This is a genomic window from Nostoc sp. (genome assembly GCF_036917415.1).
Classification (GTDB): Bacteria; Cyanobacteriota; Cyanobacteriia; order Cyanobacteriales; family Nostocaceae; genus Nostoc.
This window is the reverse complement of record NZ_JBALDJ010000130.1, coordinates 1-17,013: the sequence shown is the minus strand read 5'-3', so window position 1 is coordinate 17,013 and position 17,013 is coordinate 1. Positions and strand designations below refer to the sequence as shown.

Here is a 17,013-nt window from a genome sequence, read left to right as displayed (position 1 = left end):
CAATGACCAATGACCAATGACCAATGACCAATGACCAATGACCAATGACCAATGACCAATGACCAATGACCAATGACCAATGACCAATGACCAATCAGAGTTTATCTCAGAAATTATCCTTGGGTGCATATCCGTTCTTAGATGAATGCGCTAAATTGTTAACTCGTGGGTGAAAAACAGAGGTCAGGAAGAAATGGGTGTTGATTCAACTGCTACATCTGACGAGGTGGTACAAGTACCGTCCAATGGACAAAAATCTGAAGTGAAAAATCATAAGCACAAAAAACTTTTACCACCTAGTCCTACCACAGAAGATTTACCTCGCTCCTGGAAAATTGAGGATAGCGAAGCCTTGTACCGCATTGAAGGATGGGGACAACCTTATTTTTCCATTAGCGCTGCTGGACACATTACTGTTGCACCCAAGGGCGATCGCGGGGGATCTCTTGACTTGTTTGAATTGGTCAACGCCATGAAGCAGCGCAACTTGGGACTTCCCATGTTGATTCGCTTTTCCGATATTTTGGAAGACCGGATTGAGCGGTTGAACGCTTGTTTTGCCAAAGCGATCGCCCGCTATAATTACCCTGGCGTCTACCGTGGTGTGTTTCCCGTCAAATGCAACCAAGAGCGGCATTTGATTGAGGATTTAGTGAAATTTGGCAAGCCCCATCAATTTGGTTTAGAAGCCGGTTCCAAGCCAGAATTAATGATTGCTCTAGCTGTGTTGGATACACCAGGAGCATTGTTAGTTTGCAACGGCTACAAAGACCGAGAATACATCGAAACAGCAATGTTAGCCCAAAGACTAGGGCAAACACCAATCATCGTCTTAGAACAGATTGAAGAAGTTGATTTGGTAATCGATGCCAATCGCCAGTTAGGTATTAAACCAATATTAGGTGTTCGTGCTAAACTCAGTACCCAAGGTATGGGACGTTGGGGAACCTCTAGTGGCGATCGCGCTAAATTTGGTTTGACAATGCCTGAAGTAATCGAGGCGGTTGACAAATTACGCGAAGCAAACCTGCTCGATTCTTTGCAGTTGATGCACTTCCACATCGGCTCACAAATCTCTGCCATTAATGTGATTAAAGATGCTATCCAAGAAGCCAGCCGCATTTATGTAGAATTGGCAATGCTGGGAGCAGATATGAAATACCTTGATGTTGGTGGCGGCTTAGGCGTAGATTATGATGGCTCCCAAACCAACTTCTATGCATCGAAAAATTACAACATGCAGAACTATGCCAACGACATCGTGGCAGAGTTAAAAGATACCTGTGCAGAGCGACAGATTACCGTACCAACACTGATTAGTGAAAGTGGACGAGCGATCGCTTCTCATCAGTCGGTGCTGATTTTCGACGTTCTCAGTACCAGTGATGTCCCCCTGAATCCACCAGAACCTCCACAAGAGGGAGAATCCCCAATTATTAATTATCTTTGGGAAAGCTTTCAATCCATCAACCAAGAAAATTACCAAGAGTTATACCACGACGCTGCACAATTCAAAGAAGAAGCCATCAGTCGGTTTAACTTAGGAATTTTACGCCTCAGAGAACGAGCCAAAGCGGAACGGCTCTACTGGGCTTGTTGTCAAAAAATTCTTAACATTACTAGACAGCAAGAATACGTACCAGATGAACTGGAAGACTTAGAAAAAATTATGGCTTCCATCTACTACGTCAATATGTCAGTGTTCCAATCAGCACCAGATTGCTGGGCGATTGACCAGCTATTCCCGATCATGCCAATCCATCGTTTGGTTGAAGAACCAACGCGGCGAGGAATTTTAGCAGACCTCACTTGCGACAGTGATGGTAAAATCGACCGCTTTATAGACCTACGTGATGTTAAATCGGTTTTAGAACTACACACCTACAAGCCCGGAGAACCCTATTATTTGGGGATGTTTTTGAATGGAGCTTACCAAGAAATCATGGGCAATTTACACAACCTGTTTGGTGACACCAACGCCGTTCACATCCAATTAACGCCCAAAGGCTACCAAATTGAACACGTTGTCAAAGGTGACACCATGAGCGAAGTAGTAAGCTACGTTCAGTATGACTCCGAAGATATGGTGGAAAACATTCGCCAGCGCTGTGAGAAAGCATTAGAAGAAAATCGCATTACCCTAGCAGAATCTCAACGATTACTGCAAACCTACGAGCAAAGTCTTAGAAGATACACGTATTTAAATAGTTAGGATTGGGGACTGGGGACTGGGGACTGGGGACTGGGGACTGGGGACTTGGGACTAAGAGCGAGTAAAGAATAAGGACTAGATAGGAAAGTTTTTTCCCACCCAATACCCAGTCCCTAATACCCAGTCCCCATTCCCTAATTTGTATTTGTCCCCAACAATTCCTCTATTGCTTGTCGTTCAACAGGGGTATGTGATGGCAGTGTCTGACGAGCATCGGTAATCAGCCAGTCTAAAGCAGCCGCTTGAACATCGATCGTAGCGCCAGTTTTATCTACGCAATAACGTCCAAATACCAGTTTATCGACTAACCGGACTCCAGGGCCTAAGCGCGACCATTCAAAAATCACGCTGTTTTCCACTGTTGCACCACTACATATCCAACAATTGGGGCCAATCATCGCTGGACCGACAATTTTAGCTCCGTCTTCGATTCTCGTCATCCCGCCAATGTAAACGGGGCCTGTGATATCCACTTTGTCCCAATTTACGGCAACATTTAAGCCAGTGTAGATGCCAGGGGCAACTTCATGACCAGGGATTTGCACATTTTTGATTTCACCCAGCAGCACACCGCGAATCGCCCGCCAATAGTCTGGGACTTTACCAATATCTACCCATTCAAAGTCCATAGGAATGGCGTAAAAAGGGGCTTTGATTTCTACCAATTTGGGAAACAATTGGCTACCAATGTCATATTCCACATCAGAGGGAATATAGTTAAAAACCTCTGGCTCAAAGATGTAAATACCTGTGTTGATGTTGGTGCTGAGGGCTTCTTCAGTTGCAGGTTTTTCTTGGAAAGCTTTGACACGACCCTCTTCGTCAGTCACAACCACACCATAGCTAGAAACTTCTTCCTTGGGGACAGATTTAGTGATAATGGTAGCGATCGACCCTTTTTCTCTATGCCATTTAACCGCCGCAGTTAAATCCAAGTCAATTAAAGCATCACCACATAAAACTACAAAGGTATCATCAAAAAACGGTGAGAAGTCTTGGATGCGCCGCATCCCTCCAGCAGAACCTATCGCTTCGCCCACCAGTTTACCGTCGTCATCAATTTTTCCTTCAAAGGAATAGGCAATCTGCACCCCAAACCGCTGACCATCACGGAAATAGTTTTCTATTTCCTCAGCCAAATGACTAACATTGACTAGAATCTGGTCAAATCCATGATGGCGTAACAGTTCTAGCAAAAACTCCATCACTGGTTTTTGCAGGATGGGCATCATCGGCTTGGGCATAGTGTACGTAATTGGACGCACGCGAGTACCCTTGCCAGCCGCGAGAATCATCGCTTTCATAAAAATTTATTCCTCAACCACAAGCCAGTTTACTTTCATCGAGTGATACTTAATCATCAGTTTTTATTTCTGCTCTAAGTCATCCCCCAGAATAGGGATAACAGGAATTTAGTGGTTATTACAACCATTGATATACTTAGATGACAAGCGATCGCTTATCTTTTCAATTTACCCGGATTTTGTGGCTGAATCAAAAATCTATGACAATGTAGGAAGCAGCTATGCTGGAGGCAGGAGGAAAACCTCATAAATAAATTCCTATTTTTCTAACCAGGAAGCCTTAAATCTTGATGCCTGCACTCTAGATTTAATTTGTTTTGTCTTTCTATACATAAATTTAGGGCGCTGTTACCTGTGGCAGAGCGAAATTCTTAGAGAAATTATCTGTAGAACTACGACTACTTTTGACTTTCTTAATTCATCGGATGCTCAAAAGGTTTGCCGATATTAGCTGAATCTCTAATTAAGCGAATTTTAATTTCATGATAAAAGTCCTCTTGAAATAGCTCTACTTTCGATTGAGCCGAGAGTAATAGTAGTGCCCAGAAAACGCTAACTAGGTTACTGTGTTTAGACTCATGTCCAGACCCATTTTGGTTGAGAAGCTTTGTCTTAGTCCACAATTCTACAAGTTGTTCTAAATTCAACCAATTTTGTTCTAAACTTACCTCTCTTGTCGACAATTTCAACACCTGTTCCAGTTCCCCAGCGACTTCAGTCAGATTTTCCTGATGGGCTAACTCCAGCGCCTCCCGCATACTTTGGACGCTAGGTTGACGCCTGGGACGGATAGGTTTGCTGACTTTTTCTACCAGTTTGAGTTGGTTAGCCATAATCTGCAATTGCTCAATTAACTCTTGCAGAGTTACCCGGCGCTTTGGTGGCGGCATTGCCGCTGGGCGACGACGTAATTGCCGTTCCAAGGGTAGACGATGACCCTGAGGCGATATACCGTCTTCACCTTCCAATAGGGCATCATCCTCTACACCATCTTGTGCATCTCCTACTGTTGACAATTGCATCAACGTATTTGCCTTGAATAATACCAGCATTGATGCTGATAAAAATGCCTGTCCAGATTGAGACAAGTCCGCTTCATAGCCTCTTGTTATTGCCCCCGGTGCCATCAGTTCTAAATAGCGGTCCATCACCTCAATCACTTGGACATCCCAAGGATCAATTTCACCCTGTTCGGCTTGGTAAATCAAAAATGTGATTGTTTCTAAGAGCTCGGAAGCTTCCATCAACAGGTTCTAAGTTAATTAATGAAAATCAAAAGACTGTAAATTCAACACTAAACTAATTGACTATTGGCAAAGTGTATACTTTACACATTCGCTTGCGCTTCTTTTTTTCATAAATTGCCTGCTGGCAGTATCCTCTAAAATTTGCGATCGATCACCATTGTGAATTGTGAGATTAGATTGTGCAACTTTTGAGTTGGGTATTGGGCATTGGGCACTTGTACTGAGCTTGTCCTGAGCGTAGCCAACTTGTACTGAGCGGCGTCGAAGTAAGGGCATAGCCGAAGTCTTGGGCATTGGGAGTTAGAATTTGAAAGTTCAGCCTCAATGGCTCAAAGTTGAGCTTCTGAAGGTGAACGTTGAGCTTCTGAGGGTGAACATTGAGCTTCTGAGGGTGAACGTTGAGCTTCTGAGGGTGAACGTTGAGCTTCTGAGGGTGAACGTTGAGCTTCTGAGGGTGAACGTTGAGCTTCTGAGGGTGAACGTTGAGCTTCTGAAGGTGAACGTTGAGCTTCTGAGGGTGAACGTTGAGCTTCTGAGGGTGAACGTTCAAGTTTTAACAAAGTATGTTCAGTTTAATTCCCCTACCTAAGTACACGTCACCATTAATACAGGGTTGAAAATACTAACTCTTTGTTGGGTTGAGCTTAAGCGTTACCCAACAAAAGCAAGAATGTTGGGTTTCGTTCCTCAACCCAACCTACAGAGATAGGACTTACGCACTGAAGCCTGAAACCTAGATCCCCCCTAGCCCACGCCAGTCGCTCCACTTGGGGAGACCCCTTGGCGCTAGCCTCTCCCTTTGGGAGAAGACCGCGCTGGCTCCCCTTAAAAAGGGGAGAACTTCTAAAGCCCCCTTTTTAAGGGGGTTGGGGGATCTGAGTGCGTAAGTCCTGAGAGAATCGAATTCCGAACCTTTTTTATGGTGAACTGTACTAAGAATGGCAGCACGAATTGAATACCTAATTAAAATCCCCGTTACAAAACGTAATTGCTCTCTTTGTAGAGATAGCGAGTCCGCGTACTCTGTAAGAGTTGCAAGCTACGCTTTTAACGTCTGTCTGCGACACGCACTCGCGTTCCTAGAGAGCGTCATTGCGAATTGCGTAGCTTGCTTCTCGCCTTTGGCGAGTATTGCGAATTGCGAATTGGTTTAACTTCCCCTGCTCCCCTGCCCCTCTGCCACCTTAATCTGACGTGAGTTCGACGAGTGCTATTTTGACCTCTCCCCCAGCCCCTCTCCTACAAGGAGAGGGGAGCAAAAACCCTATTTTCTCATTACTCCTCCCTCTCCTTACGGAGACGCACTCGCGAACGCCTTTTAAAAGAGGGAGGCTGGGAGGGAGAGGTCTGTCGAACTCACATTAATCAGGGGGCGGGTTATGGGCAATAGTTACAGTTGAGACAAAATCACTCGGCTTGCCGCTCTTAATAGCATCGAAAGTGCCCTTAATAGTACCAGCAATCGGAACAGCAACAAGTGTCCCTAATAAACCAGCAATCTCAAATCCCATTAAAATAGACACAAAAATCCAGATAGGATTCAGTCCGATAAAATTGCCGAGTAATCTGGGAGCTAACAAGTTATCTTTAAGCTGTTGCATGAGAATTGCCGCGATCGCAACTTGAACTGCCAACCACCAATTTTGCAGCAGCACTAAAATCGTCACCAGACCAATACCCAGAGACGCCCCGATAAAGGGAATGAGTTCTGAGATACCAATTAATATGGCAAACAACAGGGCAAAAGGCACCTTTATCACTAAGAAAATTGGTGTTAGGGTTAGCACCATGAACAGTCCTAGTAACAACTGGCTGAGGAAGAAGTTCTGGAAATTTAGGCGCAAGGATGCAGTGAGGGGTTCTGCAATGTTAGAGGGCAAAAGATTGACTAGACCATACCAGACGCGATCGCCATATAAAAGCATATAAAATGCAAGCACAATCACTAACACTAAGTCAAGTAATCCCGAAAGCAGTGTTCCAGCAAATCCCACTGCACCAGAAGCTAGCTGTTGTACCAGACTCTGAATGTTGGCATTGATTTGACTGCTCACAACCCTCAGATCGATTGGCAAACGTCGTTGCTTTGCCAACATCTCAAACTGCTCTAGGTTTGCTTGACTAGCGCCTAACCAATCAGGAATCTTATTTAAAAGTTGGATTGTTTGGTCAACGATCAACGGTACTAGGGTGACACCCAGAATTCCAAACAGGGTTAATGTTGCAAGTAAAACTATAATCACCGCCTGAGTGCGGGTGATCTGAGCACGTTCAAAGAACTTAACCGGGTAATTTAGCAGAAAAGCCAGAATTGCCGCAATGCTCAAGACGGTAATGGGATGCTGGAAGTAGCGAAAAAGCACAGACAGCAACCAAACATTGAGAGCGATAATCGGACCGCTCAGACCATAAATTAACAAGCGTTGAAGGGAGGCTGAACGGCGCATCTAACGCAACCTATTTTAGATATTCCTTGAAAGAATTTGTAAAATTCTTAATGGCACTGATTATCATCATAGATATTTTTGACAAAGATATATATAAACCTATCTAATAGCAAGGAAACAAATCACAATGGACAAAACTGTAGCTGACCTTCGCAAGAACTACACCTTGGAAGGTTTAAGCGAACTCGAAGTAGAACTCAATCCTTTTATCCAATTTCAAAAATGGTTCGATCGGGCACTAGCAGCACAACTCCCTGAACCCAATGCCATGACTATTGCCACAGCCACACCAGACGGTAAGCCTTCAGCCAGAATGGTGCTGCTTAAGGATTTTGATCAACGGGGCTTTACCTTCTTTACCAACTACAACAGTCATAAAGGACAAGAATTAGCAGAAAACCCCCAGGCGGCTTTAGTCTTTTGGTGGGCAGAACTGGAACGTCAAGTCCGAATTTCGGGGTATGTGGAGAAAGTTTCCGAAACTGAGTCTGACCAGTATTTTCACAGTCGCCCTACCAATAGTCGCCTGGGTGCGTGGGTATCTAATCAAAGCGAGGTGATAGAAAGCCGAGAAGTCTTGGAGCGACGTTTGCAGGAGTTCCAAAGCAAATACGAAAATCAGGAGATTCTTCGACCGCCTCATTGGGGAGGCTTACGAGTGATCCCCACAGAAATTGAGTTTTGGCAAGGACGCCCTAGCCGTCTGCACGATCGCTTACTCTATAGCCGTTTAGATAATAGCACTTGGAATATTGAGCGGTTGTCACCCTGAAGAAAAGGCAAGGGAGCAGGGGGGACAAAGAGGAATTATTGAACAAGTCTCTCCCTTATCTGCCCCCTCTTCCTTGTCTACCTTGTCTCTTCTCAATGCCCCTCTTAAGTAAGTCAGTGCAATAAAACCAAACTGTGTGAAGAAAAGTAAATAAAGCTTAAACTCCCCCTGCCCCCTGCTCCCTGCTCCCTGCTCCCTGCCCCCTGCCCCCTGCCCCCTGCCCCCTGCCCCCTGCCCCCTGCTCCCTGCCCCCTGCCCCCTGCCCCCTGCTCCCTGCCCCCTGCCCCCTGCCCCCTGCCTTATCCCAACAATAATTATTTACGCCGACCTACTTACCACTGGGCGATCGCATCTTGAATTGCTGCCCGTGCTTCTGATAGAGATTGGGTACGGGCATCACCTTCATTCAGGCTATTAGCGTTAATAAATTGAATGTCTGTAAGCCCAATAAAGCCGAAAATTGTCCGCAGGTAGGGTTCTTGAAAGTCATAAGCAACGGCTGGGGAGGTCGCGCTAAAGTCACCACCACGAGCTGTAATGATAACTGCCTTTTTATCTTCGACTAACCCTTTAAAACCTTGAGCTTTTATTGCAACAGTCCGGTTAATACGAACGATTTGGTCGATGTAAGCCTTAAAAGTGGAAGGTATATTGAAGTTATACATTGGCACTCCAAAGACGTAGCGATCGGCTGCCAAAAACTCATCAACCAGTTCGTTAGAAATCCTAATTGCCTCAGTTAACTCTGGAGTATGGGTTTCTGGTGGTGAAAATGCTGCCGCAATCCAAGGTTCATCAACGTGAGGAACTGGGTGATGCCCTAAATCTCGATAAGCGATCGCATCTTCAGGATGTGCTGCCCTCCAACCACTGACGAATTCCTTAGATAATTCTCTGGAGTGCGATCGCTCACCACGAGGGCTGGAATCAATATGTAGAATATTTACCACCAAATATCTCCTGATTAACTAGGATTTACTGCTTTTACTTTTTTTGAGCCTATATTTTAAAGCATTACATCACATACTAAAAGTAACTAGTTACTAAAGTAAAGTAGTAACTATAAAGTAACTAGTGGATAATTTTGGCTAACTTATCGATGTCTGCTTCTACAAATCCTGATGCTTGCCCAATAAGTATTTTGATGTCCTTATTAACGGGGCCCTGGACAATGTACATACTATGGGTGTTGTGTAATCGCGGGCCTACTCGCTTTGGTGCATTGAAGCGCCAAGTAGAAGGCATATCAACCAAAGTGCTGACAGAAAGACTGAGGATGCTTGAGGCAGCAGAAATTATTTATCGCCAGTATGAACCAACTATCCCACCTCAAGTTACTTACGGTCTTACAGAACACGGCCAGGAACTCATTGAAATCCTTCATCAACTTAATGCACTTGCTGAACGCTGGTATGGCAGCGAACATGAGTCTGAAGGTGAAGTAAAAAAGCCGATGCATTCTCCATCGGCTTAACTGACAATATTCAACAGATATAGGACTTACGCAAAATATCTCTCAAACTCTGATTTCTCCGTGCCGCGCCAGTTGCTACAAGTCGGGGAACCCGCCCAACGCACTGGCTTCTCTGTGCCTCTGCGGTTCGTTATTCCGTAACTTGTGCGTAAGTCGTAAGATAAATAGTCTATTGTTCCTGGATCGCTGCTGTTTTGGGAGGAAACTGAATTCTGGGATCTGGCATGAAATTGTATCTCAAGTACAATCCTCCTGAGACGAACAGGATAATTAACAACCCACCGATACCAAGGGGACTAGGAAGCCAGAAAACAGCTTCTATGTGGTTTAGCTCACCAGGCTGGAGTTTCCACACTAATTGATTGCCATTTTTTTCTGGCTCAATTGCAGTTTCAGTTAGTTGAATATTTTTGGCTCCCCAAGGAGTCTTCAAGCTAAATTCCAAATCGAGAATTGAACCAGCATTAGCTAGTACATTACCTTTGCTGGCGATTAGAGAGAGCGATCGCAAATCCAAATCATAAATCAACCGATTTCGGACTAAAAGTAAAAAATTATTCTCCTCCAAGAGGACGTTTGATTCAATTTTCGGCAGTTCTGAGTCAGATTGGCTCTCTACAGACTCAGAGGGTTGATTCGCACGGGAGTTAAAGAATTCGTTGAACTTCTCTTGCAATTCCCTACCATTGCTAAAAGGAATTGTGACGATGATTTCTTCTTGGGAAACTCGCTGTACTTTACCTTCAAGTTGACGGGCGCGACGTTCTATGCTTCTTAACCATTCGTACACCGAATCGCCACTAAAACTGGTTAGCCGTTCTCCCAACTTAATATGCTGTACTAATTCGCCACTATTTGAGTTGTCAAAATTAAGCCCCACATCGTACTTTACACAGCCAGTCAGTAGCAGAGATGTTAACAGCACTAGCCACAGAATAGGATTTCGCATGGGAAAGACTCGGTTCATTCGATTTCGACCATTCAGTGGTGAGAGCAATTTCATATTTGCCAACACAAAACTAAATGGTCTGATTAACCACAAGAAAATCTTTCCGAAAATTGAAGAATTCATAACTATAAATCTCCCCAAAAGTCAAACTTTTTAACCAATCTTGACTTCTTAGTATTGTTTGAGATTCCTGGAATACCATTTCGATCGCTTTGGGACTGGGTAAGAAAATATGAGTAAGATTTAGTCTGGGTCTGAATCTTCATTCAAATCTTCCCAATCCCTAGTCCCCAATCCAAAATTGTTATCAGCCAGGAGTTCCTGAAAAATTCAACCAAACCAAGTACGAGATGGTTAAACCAATGGCAATTAGCGCTACCCAGATAAAGCGATTATCTCTGGTATTGACCTGACTGAGGTCAACGAATTCTGGCTCGGCAGGTTTAAGCTTTTGCTCCCCAGAAGATTTAGTAGACTTAGCAGGTACAGAAATTTTGAGTTCATTATCGGCTAATGCTGCCAAATCGGGGATTTCAGTCATCCATTCGCTGGGTCTTTTCAGTTTTGGTGCTTTTAAGATATAAAGCATCCGCCGCGCTTGTTTGCTGATTTCAAAATGGGCATGGCGTTTGAGTCTTTCGCAAAGAGCGATCGCATCATCCGTGCGTCCAGCTGCTTCATAAGCTGTCACCAGATAAATTTCTACTTCGCCCCCAAGGCGAGAATTACGAGCTAACAGAGCGCTAGCCTTTTCTAAATTTTCTACGGCTTCACGGTATTGCCCATTCTCAAAGGCAACTTTCCCAGTCTGGTAGCGGGTTTTAGCAATTTCTAAACTTTCTGTACTCACGTCTTATACAAAAATTACCACTGTTTTCATTTTGCCAATGCCAGCAATCTTTTTGGAATCTTTTCAGAAGGTGGCAATCTGAATGCAGATAAACTTCTAAAATTTTAAGTAAGTAGCTGCGACTATTCTCTGATTAAAAATTCCGGTATCAAATGCAGGTGAGCAAAATTATGTTGAAAATCAAGCATTCGCAACTGAATTGGCTCTTAGCAGGTATGACTTTAGCAGTGATGGGTATAAGCATTGCTCCAGCTTCCGCCCAGCGCGCGTTCGTGATTGATAGTGGTTATGGAGTCAGACGATCGCATTCCGCCCAGCGCTCGTTTATGAATGATGGTGGTTATGGAGTCAGGCAATCGCCTTCTGTGGGTTCCTTTATTTATGGTAGTCCGATTCCCACGCCTATGCCTGTAGACCCAACAACGGGACTGATGCCACAACGCAATCATTACCGCGATTATTCCTATCCCCAGTTCAGGCAGAACGTGAGAAATTTCACTCCGATCAATCCAACAATTCGAGATTCAACCCTGGTTAATCCGGTAATTATCAATAATTCATGGCGTCGTACACCATTTAGCGGCGGGCGATCGCGGGTTATTATTACCTATCCTCGGTAAAGTGAGGAGTAGGGAGCAGACTAGGATAATTCCTGTACAGACGCGATTAATCGCGTCTGTACTCCTAACTCTTACGAAGTAAACTGCGAACCGAGAATCATCGTCCCAATCCCAACATCAGTAAAGATTTCTAGTAACAGGGCGTGAGGAATGCGACCATCAATAATGTGTGCTGCACGGACTCCTTGAGCAAGCGATCGCACACAACAATTCACTTTAGGAATCATCCCACCGCTAACTATACCATCGGCAATCAGTTCGCGGGCTTCACGAATATCTACTTTCGGAATCAAAGTAGATTGGTCTTTGTAATCTTTTAAAATTCCACTGGTGTCGGTCAATAAAATTAACTTTTCTGCTCCTAATGCAGCAGCGATTTCCCCGGCTACGGTATCGGCGTTAATGTTATAAGCTTGCCCTGTCTCGTCTGCGGCGACGCTGGATACTACCGGAATATAGCCATTGCTAGCGAGGGTTTCCAAAATCTTGATATTCACATTGCTGACTTCCCCCACAAAGCCAATACCTTCTTGACCTTGGGAACGGGCTGTAAATAGATTACCGTCTTTACCGCAAAGTCCTACAGCCAATCCACCAGCTTGGTTAATCAAGGAGACAATTTCTTTATTAACTCGACCAACTAAAACCATTTCCACCACATCCATTGTGGCGGCATCAGTGACTCGCAGACCATTCTTAAATTGTGGTTCGATGCCCAGCTTATCTAACCAACTGTTAATTTCCGGGCCACCACCGTGTACTACAATTGGACGCAAGCCGACGCAGGATAAGAATACAATGTCGCGGATAACCTTGTCTTTGAGTGTGCTATCTTTCATCGCTGCGCCACCATATTTGACAACAACAGTGCGACCGGCGAATTGTTGAATATAAGGTAGTGCTTCGCTGAGTACACGCACACGAGTGGCTTCAGCTTGCCTGATGTATTCAGAATCGTTGACCGTCATGAGGAGCCGCCGTTGAGAGTTAAAACCTATTTCAGTCAGTGTAGAAGACTTTGTAACTCTTCACAATCTCTGCCGCCATCAAGTATGTTTGTACTGGAATTGAATGAATACAATTTCTGAGTGATGGACGAAGATACAAGAAGATCGCAAGAAAAAAGAGAACTGAACCGACGTTTTAATACTGGAGATATTGAATTCCTCAACAGATTCTTCAGCCCCAATATAAGTACTGAAGAATTGCTCAAACGCATTGCAGCTGGAGAAAAAGAGTTTGTTGATATTTGCTTGGATGATCCTAATTTGAACAGTATCAACTTGGCTGGAGCTAACTTGACTGGTGCTAAATTGTTGGGAGTTAACCTAAGTGATGCCAATCTTGAGGGCGCTAATCTGAGTTATGCCTTCTTAGATGGAGCTAACTTGAGTGGTGCCAATCTAGAGGGTGCTAGAGTTGCTGAAACTTCCGTAGCTGGTGCTAACTTTGATAAATGCCAACCTCCGAGGAACTATTGGTTCCTTTGGTCACGTTCCTGAGGCTTTCTACCACAATACTATTATGCCCTATGGTAATATTTGTACTGAACCCTATTGGGAAGAAGGATGAGAATTTCTCCGTTTCTGCCACCAAGCCGATAGTTCTCCTCCAGCCGCGACTGACCAATTAAGATATACTGCATTAGCTACTGAAAGCCTCATCAATACTGCTTTTTAGCTAAGTAACAAAATTTATTTCTTAGTTGTTTTTTTACTTGCTTTATTATACCTGATGGTAGTGTTCGGAATAACTGTTACTAAATAAATCACTATTCCCTCCCACATTACCCGACACAATAAGCAGGCGATCGCTCCTTCAAACCTCTAGAATTGAAATCATTCGGTTGAAGCTAGGGAATGAAAATGACCACGCTGCTAATTCAAACTGAAAGCACACCCCTAACGGTAAATTTTCCCTCCCTTGTGCAGATGACAAATGAGCAGTTCTACGAATTTTGTCAAGCTAATGGAGATTTGCGAATTGAGCGAACTGCTAATGGGGAAGTCATCATTATGCCACCAGCTTTTTCAGATACGGGCAACCGTAACTTTAACATTGCTGCACAGCTGGGGAATTGGACTGAACAAGATAGCACTGGGATAGGCTTTGACTCCAGTGCAGGTTTTACACTACCCAATGGCGCTATGCGTTCCCCTGATGCTTCTTGGATTGAACTGGAGCGTTGGAACGCCTTAACAGATGCACAAAAAGCCTCATTTGCACCAATTTGTCCCAGCTTTGTGATTGAGTTACGCTCCTCTAGCGACCGCTTGATCAAATTACAAGACAAAATGCAGGAGTACATCGATAATGGTGCATCACTAGGCTGGTTAATTGATCGGCAGAATCGAAAAGTCTACATTTACCGTCCGAATCGAGAAGTTGAAATTTTGGATAATCCCGAAGCAGTTAGTGGCAATCCAGAATTACCAGGGTTTATCCTGCGGATGGGCAAAATTTGGTAACTTGAGTCTTCTTAACGAGAAACTTGTGTTTTGAGAACGTTAGAAATTGCTTCAAGTATTCGCTGGGCAAAGTTTTCAGGTATATCTCTCTCTTGCTAGGTGATGTGCAAATCGGCTTGAGAGTAAAGTGGTGTTCGTTGTTCGAGGAGCGATCGCATTACGCTACGCCATAATCTGTATATTGACGCTTGTATGGAGCTTGCAAACCCAAGACAATATCCTCTTGTGGTACTCCCATCATCACTAGACCTCTTGCATAAGTCGAATAGACCCCCCTTTATCCCCCCTTATAAAGGGGGGAAACTTGAAATTTTGCCCCCTCCCCAACACATCGGGGAGGGTTGGGGAGGGGTGATTCAAGGATTTTTGCAAGAGGTCTACTAATTCCTCTGCTGGATTGCGATCGGTTAAATTCTGTTGCAGCCAGATTTTGCCATCTTTAATATCAAAATGCATCACGCATGGATAAATACGATTAAATCCTTGCCAACCGACATTCATGCATTGATAATGATTGCGTTCTGTGTCTAAAATGAGTTGGACTTCGATATCATTATCCGAGACATCATCACTGGCATAGTTCGTCAACAATGTTTTAACACACTCTTGATATTTTGTTAGTTTATCCACTGTACAATCACCTCATCTACTGGATTGTAAACAATTAATAGTACCTAATACTGTTTGAGCGCAGTTTGAGTAAACTCTAGTTGAAAAAATGTTTGGTACGTATCCAATGGAACTGCTAAGTATAATACTCACTCTGGTTCATATCCTGCTAATGCTAGACGGTAACTAAGGAATTCTCCCAAAGTAGAGTAAAAATCTGTAATTGCCGAGGGGTTTAAAAAGCTTTTGATTTCAATTGCTATTTTTTCATTTCCTTTTTCTGCGGCAATTATTTTATCTGCGCCTAAATCAATTTGGAAGTTGACTTCCCCAAATTTAAATTTTAATGGATCGCTCGTAATTATCCATTGTTCTTTTTGCAAAGCTTTTTTAACTGATTCATGAAAAATATCTTTTGCAGACACAGTTAGCTTAATCTTCCCCATTAATGAGAAACAGGTTTTTTCAGCACACTAGGAATTGCCTCAAGTACTCGCTGGGAAACGTCTTCAGGCGTATCTCCCTCTCGCTCGGTGATGTGTAAATCGGCTTGAGAGTAAAGTGATGTTCGTTGTTCGAGGAGCGATCGCAACTTACCTTTAGGATCGGCATCTTGCAGCAGCGGTCTTGTGGTATCCTCAGCTAAACGGCTGTAAATTATCTCCACTGGCGTATCTAGCCACACTATCAAACCGTGGTGCAAGTAACCCCAATTTTCTCGCCGTAGCACAATGCCGCCACCAGTTGCTATAGTCAACTTTGTAAAAGCACAAACTTGTGAAAGTACGTCGCTTTCTAACTGACGAAACCCGGCTTCACCAACTTGTGCAAATAACTGATTGATAGATTTACCTGTTGCTCGAGCAATGAGATCGTCGGTATCGACAAACCCATAACCCAGTTCTTTTGCTAGTAAGCGCCCTACTGTCGTCTTACCAACGCCCATAATACCAATTAAGTACAGGTTGACTCCTTGTAATAAACTGCTCACCAGTTGCTTCGCTCCAATTATGAATTTTCTTAACTTTTAAATCCTAACTTTTTACTCTACTTTAAATTTCTGAGTTTAAGTTTGGGTTGATTGGCTTTGATTGCATCAGTTGCTTTGTTACGCGCAGGCAGATACTTGATGCTGTATCTGTTGCTAGATTTTAGAGAATTAGTATTAAATCATGGCTTGGGAAATTACTGCTGAGGAGTTGTTGGCTCGGTATGCTGATGGGGAGCGAAACTTTGCTGGGATTGAGTTGATTCAATCCGAGGGTGTTCCCCTCGACAGTTCGATTAACCTCGAAGGCGCTATTTTGAGAGATATCAACTTACGCGGAGCCTATTTGAGACAAGCGGATTTGTGTAGAGCCGATTTGACTGGAGCCGATTTGTTTGGTGTTTCCTTGGAAGGCGCTTGGTTGAAATGTGCTATTGTCAGGGATGCTAATTTGTATTCCGCTAACTTGAGTTGGTGTGATTTGACTGAAGCTGATTTGAGGGGAACCAACTTGGCTCAGATGAATGCTACTAAGGCTATCTTCTGTGGAGCTAATATCGATAGTTTCGAGTTCGCTATTTTGATTAAAACTAATTTCCGAAATGCTTACATTGCTCCAAACATTATTTGGAGTTATGGTAATTTTGTTTACAATACCACTATGCCTGATGGCACTATCAAAAGCGGCCCTTTTTTCGGAGATTTTTAGCTCGGAGCTTGGTTATCCTTCCTCAACCAACATTATATAACTGGTATCCAATCAAAACAAATTAAAGGCGCAAATAATCTCTTGTCCTCTATTAGTTTTTTGTACAGTGATTTCTGGCTACCCTTGTAATTAAACTTTTTTATACCGAAATTTTACTAGTTAACTGAGTCACGTAACTCCAGTTTTTATCTTGGCTGAGTATCCAGCTTAGTTACTCAGTATTTCTTCTATGTTTTTACATAATCCATTACAAAGATAAACTCTAACAGTAAGTAGCTAGGCGCAATTAAATATAAGACGCTCAAGGTGTTTGAGTCGATGGGGAGTATTATCTCCCGCACCTCTCAGTTAAATCTGGGCGTGC

At 43.7% G+C, this 17,013-nt stretch carries 17 protein-coding genes and 2 pseudogenes; 7 read left to right on the top strand and 12 right to left on the bottom strand.

What is annotated here, in order from left to right; genetic code table 11:
• The first annotated feature begins 193 nt into the window (after positions 1-193).
• Positions 194-2,212 carry a biosynthetic arginine decarboxylase gene (gene speA / locus V7K41_RS32075; RefSeq protein ID WP_334854538.1) on the top strand — a complete coding sequence of 673 codons (2,019 nt, stop codon included), beginning with the start codon at positions 194-196 and terminating at the stop codon, positions 2,210-2,212.
• 134 nt (positions 2,213-2,346) lie between these two features.
• On the opposite strand, the gene V7K41_RS32070 is transcribed toward speA, so the two are convergent.
• From V7K41_RS32070 to V7K41_RS32055, 4 genes are all read right to left on the bottom strand, one after another.
• Positions 2,347-3,516 (bottom strand): NDP-sugar synthase, encoded by a 1,170-nt coding sequence (locus V7K41_RS32070; protein ID WP_334854537.1) that lies wholly within the window; start codon positions 3,514-3,516, stop codon positions 2,347-2,349.
• A 413-nt stretch (positions 3,517-3,929) separates the two neighbouring features.
• On the bottom strand, positions 3,930-4,760 hold the full coding sequence (locus tag V7K41_RS32065; protein WP_334854536.1) for a ScpA family protein: 831 nt from the start codon (positions 4,758-4,760) through the stop codon (positions 3,930-3,932).
• Between the two features lie 332 nt (positions 4,761-5,092).
• A complete protein-coding gene (locus tag V7K41_RS32060; protein ID WP_334854535.1) occupies positions 5,093-5,323 on the bottom strand; it encodes a hypothetical protein in 231 nt (76 codons plus the stop codon).
• 801 nt (positions 5,324-6,124) lie between these two features.
• Positions 6,125-7,210 (bottom strand): AI-2E family transporter, encoded by a 1,086-nt coding sequence (locus V7K41_RS32055; RefSeq protein WP_334854534.1) that lies wholly within the window; start codon positions 7,208-7,210, stop codon positions 6,125-6,127.
• A 127-nt stretch (positions 7,211-7,337) separates the two neighbouring features.
• Between V7K41_RS32055 and pdxH the strand changes: the two genes are divergently transcribed.
• Positions 7,338-7,982 (top strand): pyridoxamine 5'-phosphate oxidase, encoded by a 645-nt coding sequence (pdxH, locus tag V7K41_RS32050; RefSeq protein WP_334854533.1) that lies wholly within the window; start codon positions 7,338-7,340, stop codon positions 7,980-7,982.
• Positions 7,983-8,314: 332 nt separating this feature from the next.
• On the opposite strand, the gene V7K41_RS32045 is transcribed toward pdxH, so the two are convergent.
• The gene (locus V7K41_RS32045; protein ID WP_334854532.1) at positions 8,315-8,932 is read right to left on the bottom strand and encodes an FMN-dependent NADH-azoreductase; all 618 of its coding nucleotides are present in this window, start codon (positions 8,930-8,932) and stop codon (positions 8,315-8,317) included.
• A 149-nt stretch (positions 8,933-9,081) separates the two neighbouring features.
• Between V7K41_RS32045 and V7K41_RS32040 the strand changes: the two genes are divergently transcribed.
• A complete protein-coding gene (locus V7K41_RS32040; RefSeq protein WP_334854531.1) occupies positions 9,082-9,456 on the top strand; it encodes a winged helix-turn-helix transcriptional regulator in 375 nt (124 codons plus the stop codon).
• A 169-nt stretch (positions 9,457-9,625) separates the two neighbouring features.
• Here V7K41_RS32040 and V7K41_RS32035 read toward each other — a convergent pair whose 3' ends face one another.
• Entirely contained in the window at positions 9,626-10,528 is a 903-nt protein-coding gene (locus V7K41_RS32035; protein ID WP_334854530.1) for a DUF3153 domain-containing protein, read from the bottom strand.
• 184 nt (positions 10,529-10,712) lie between these two features.
• Complete coding sequence (locus V7K41_RS32030; RefSeq protein WP_334854529.1) at positions 10,713-11,255, bottom strand: tetratricopeptide repeat protein; 543 nt, start codon at positions 11,253-11,255, stop codon at positions 10,713-10,715.
• A 170-nt stretch (positions 11,256-11,425) separates the two neighbouring features.
• Between V7K41_RS32030 and V7K41_RS32025 the strand changes: the two genes are divergently transcribed.
• Positions 11,426-11,875 carry a hypothetical protein gene (locus V7K41_RS32025; RefSeq protein WP_334854528.1) on the top strand — a complete coding sequence of 150 codons (450 nt, stop codon included), beginning with the start codon at positions 11,426-11,428 and terminating at the stop codon, positions 11,873-11,875.
• 71 nt (positions 11,876-11,946) lie between these two features.
• Here V7K41_RS32025 and argB read toward each other — a convergent pair whose 3' ends face one another.
• On the bottom strand, positions 11,947-12,843 hold the full coding sequence (gene argB, locus V7K41_RS32020; RefSeq protein WP_334854527.1) for an acetylglutamate kinase: 897 nt from the start codon (positions 12,841-12,843) through the stop codon (positions 11,947-11,949).
• 123 nt (positions 12,844-12,966) lie between these two features.
• Here argB and V7K41_RS32015 point away from each other — a divergent pair, with 123 nt between their 5' ends.
• Entirely contained in the window at positions 12,967-13,377 is a 411-nt protein-coding gene (locus tag V7K41_RS32015; RefSeq protein WP_334854526.1) for a pentapeptide repeat-containing protein, read from the top strand.
• A 363-nt stretch (positions 13,378-13,740) separates the two neighbouring features.
• Positions 13,741-14,343 (top strand): Uma2 family endonuclease, encoded by a 603-nt coding sequence (locus V7K41_RS32010; protein ID WP_334854525.1) that lies wholly within the window; start codon positions 13,741-13,743, stop codon positions 14,341-14,343.
• Between the two features lie 157 nt (positions 14,344-14,500).
• On the opposite strand, the pseudogene V7K41_RS32005 reads toward V7K41_RS32010, so the two are convergent.
• The 4 genes and pseudogenes from V7K41_RS32005 to V7K41_RS31990 all read right to left on the bottom strand — a co-directional run.
• Positions 14,501-14,590, bottom strand: a pseudogene (locus tag V7K41_RS32005) (element excision factor XisI family protein); the annotation flags it as partial.
• Positions 14,587-14,973 (bottom strand): XisI protein, encoded by a 387-nt coding sequence (locus tag V7K41_RS32000; RefSeq protein WP_334854524.1) that lies wholly within the window; start codon positions 14,971-14,973, stop codon positions 14,587-14,589. The gene V7K41_RS32000 and the pseudogene V7K41_RS32005, both read right to left, overlap by 4 nt.
• Positions 14,974-15,017: 44 nt before the next feature.
• A pseudogene (locus V7K41_RS31995) lies at positions 15,018-15,377 on the bottom strand (XisH family protein).
• 20 nt (positions 15,378-15,397) lie between these two features.
• Positions 15,398-15,943, bottom strand: coding sequence for a shikimate kinase (locus V7K41_RS31990; RefSeq protein WP_334854523.1), 546 nt, complete (start codon positions 15,941-15,943; stop codon positions 15,398-15,400).
• Positions 15,944-16,124: 181 nt separating this feature from the next.
• On the opposite strand from V7K41_RS31990, the gene V7K41_RS31985 reads away from it, so the two are divergent.
• Positions 16,125-16,649, top strand: a complete 525-nt coding sequence (locus tag V7K41_RS31985) for a pentapeptide repeat-containing protein (RefSeq protein WP_334854522.1) — start codon at positions 16,125-16,127, stop codon at positions 16,647-16,649.
• Positions 16,650-17,013 lie beyond the last annotated feature (364 nt).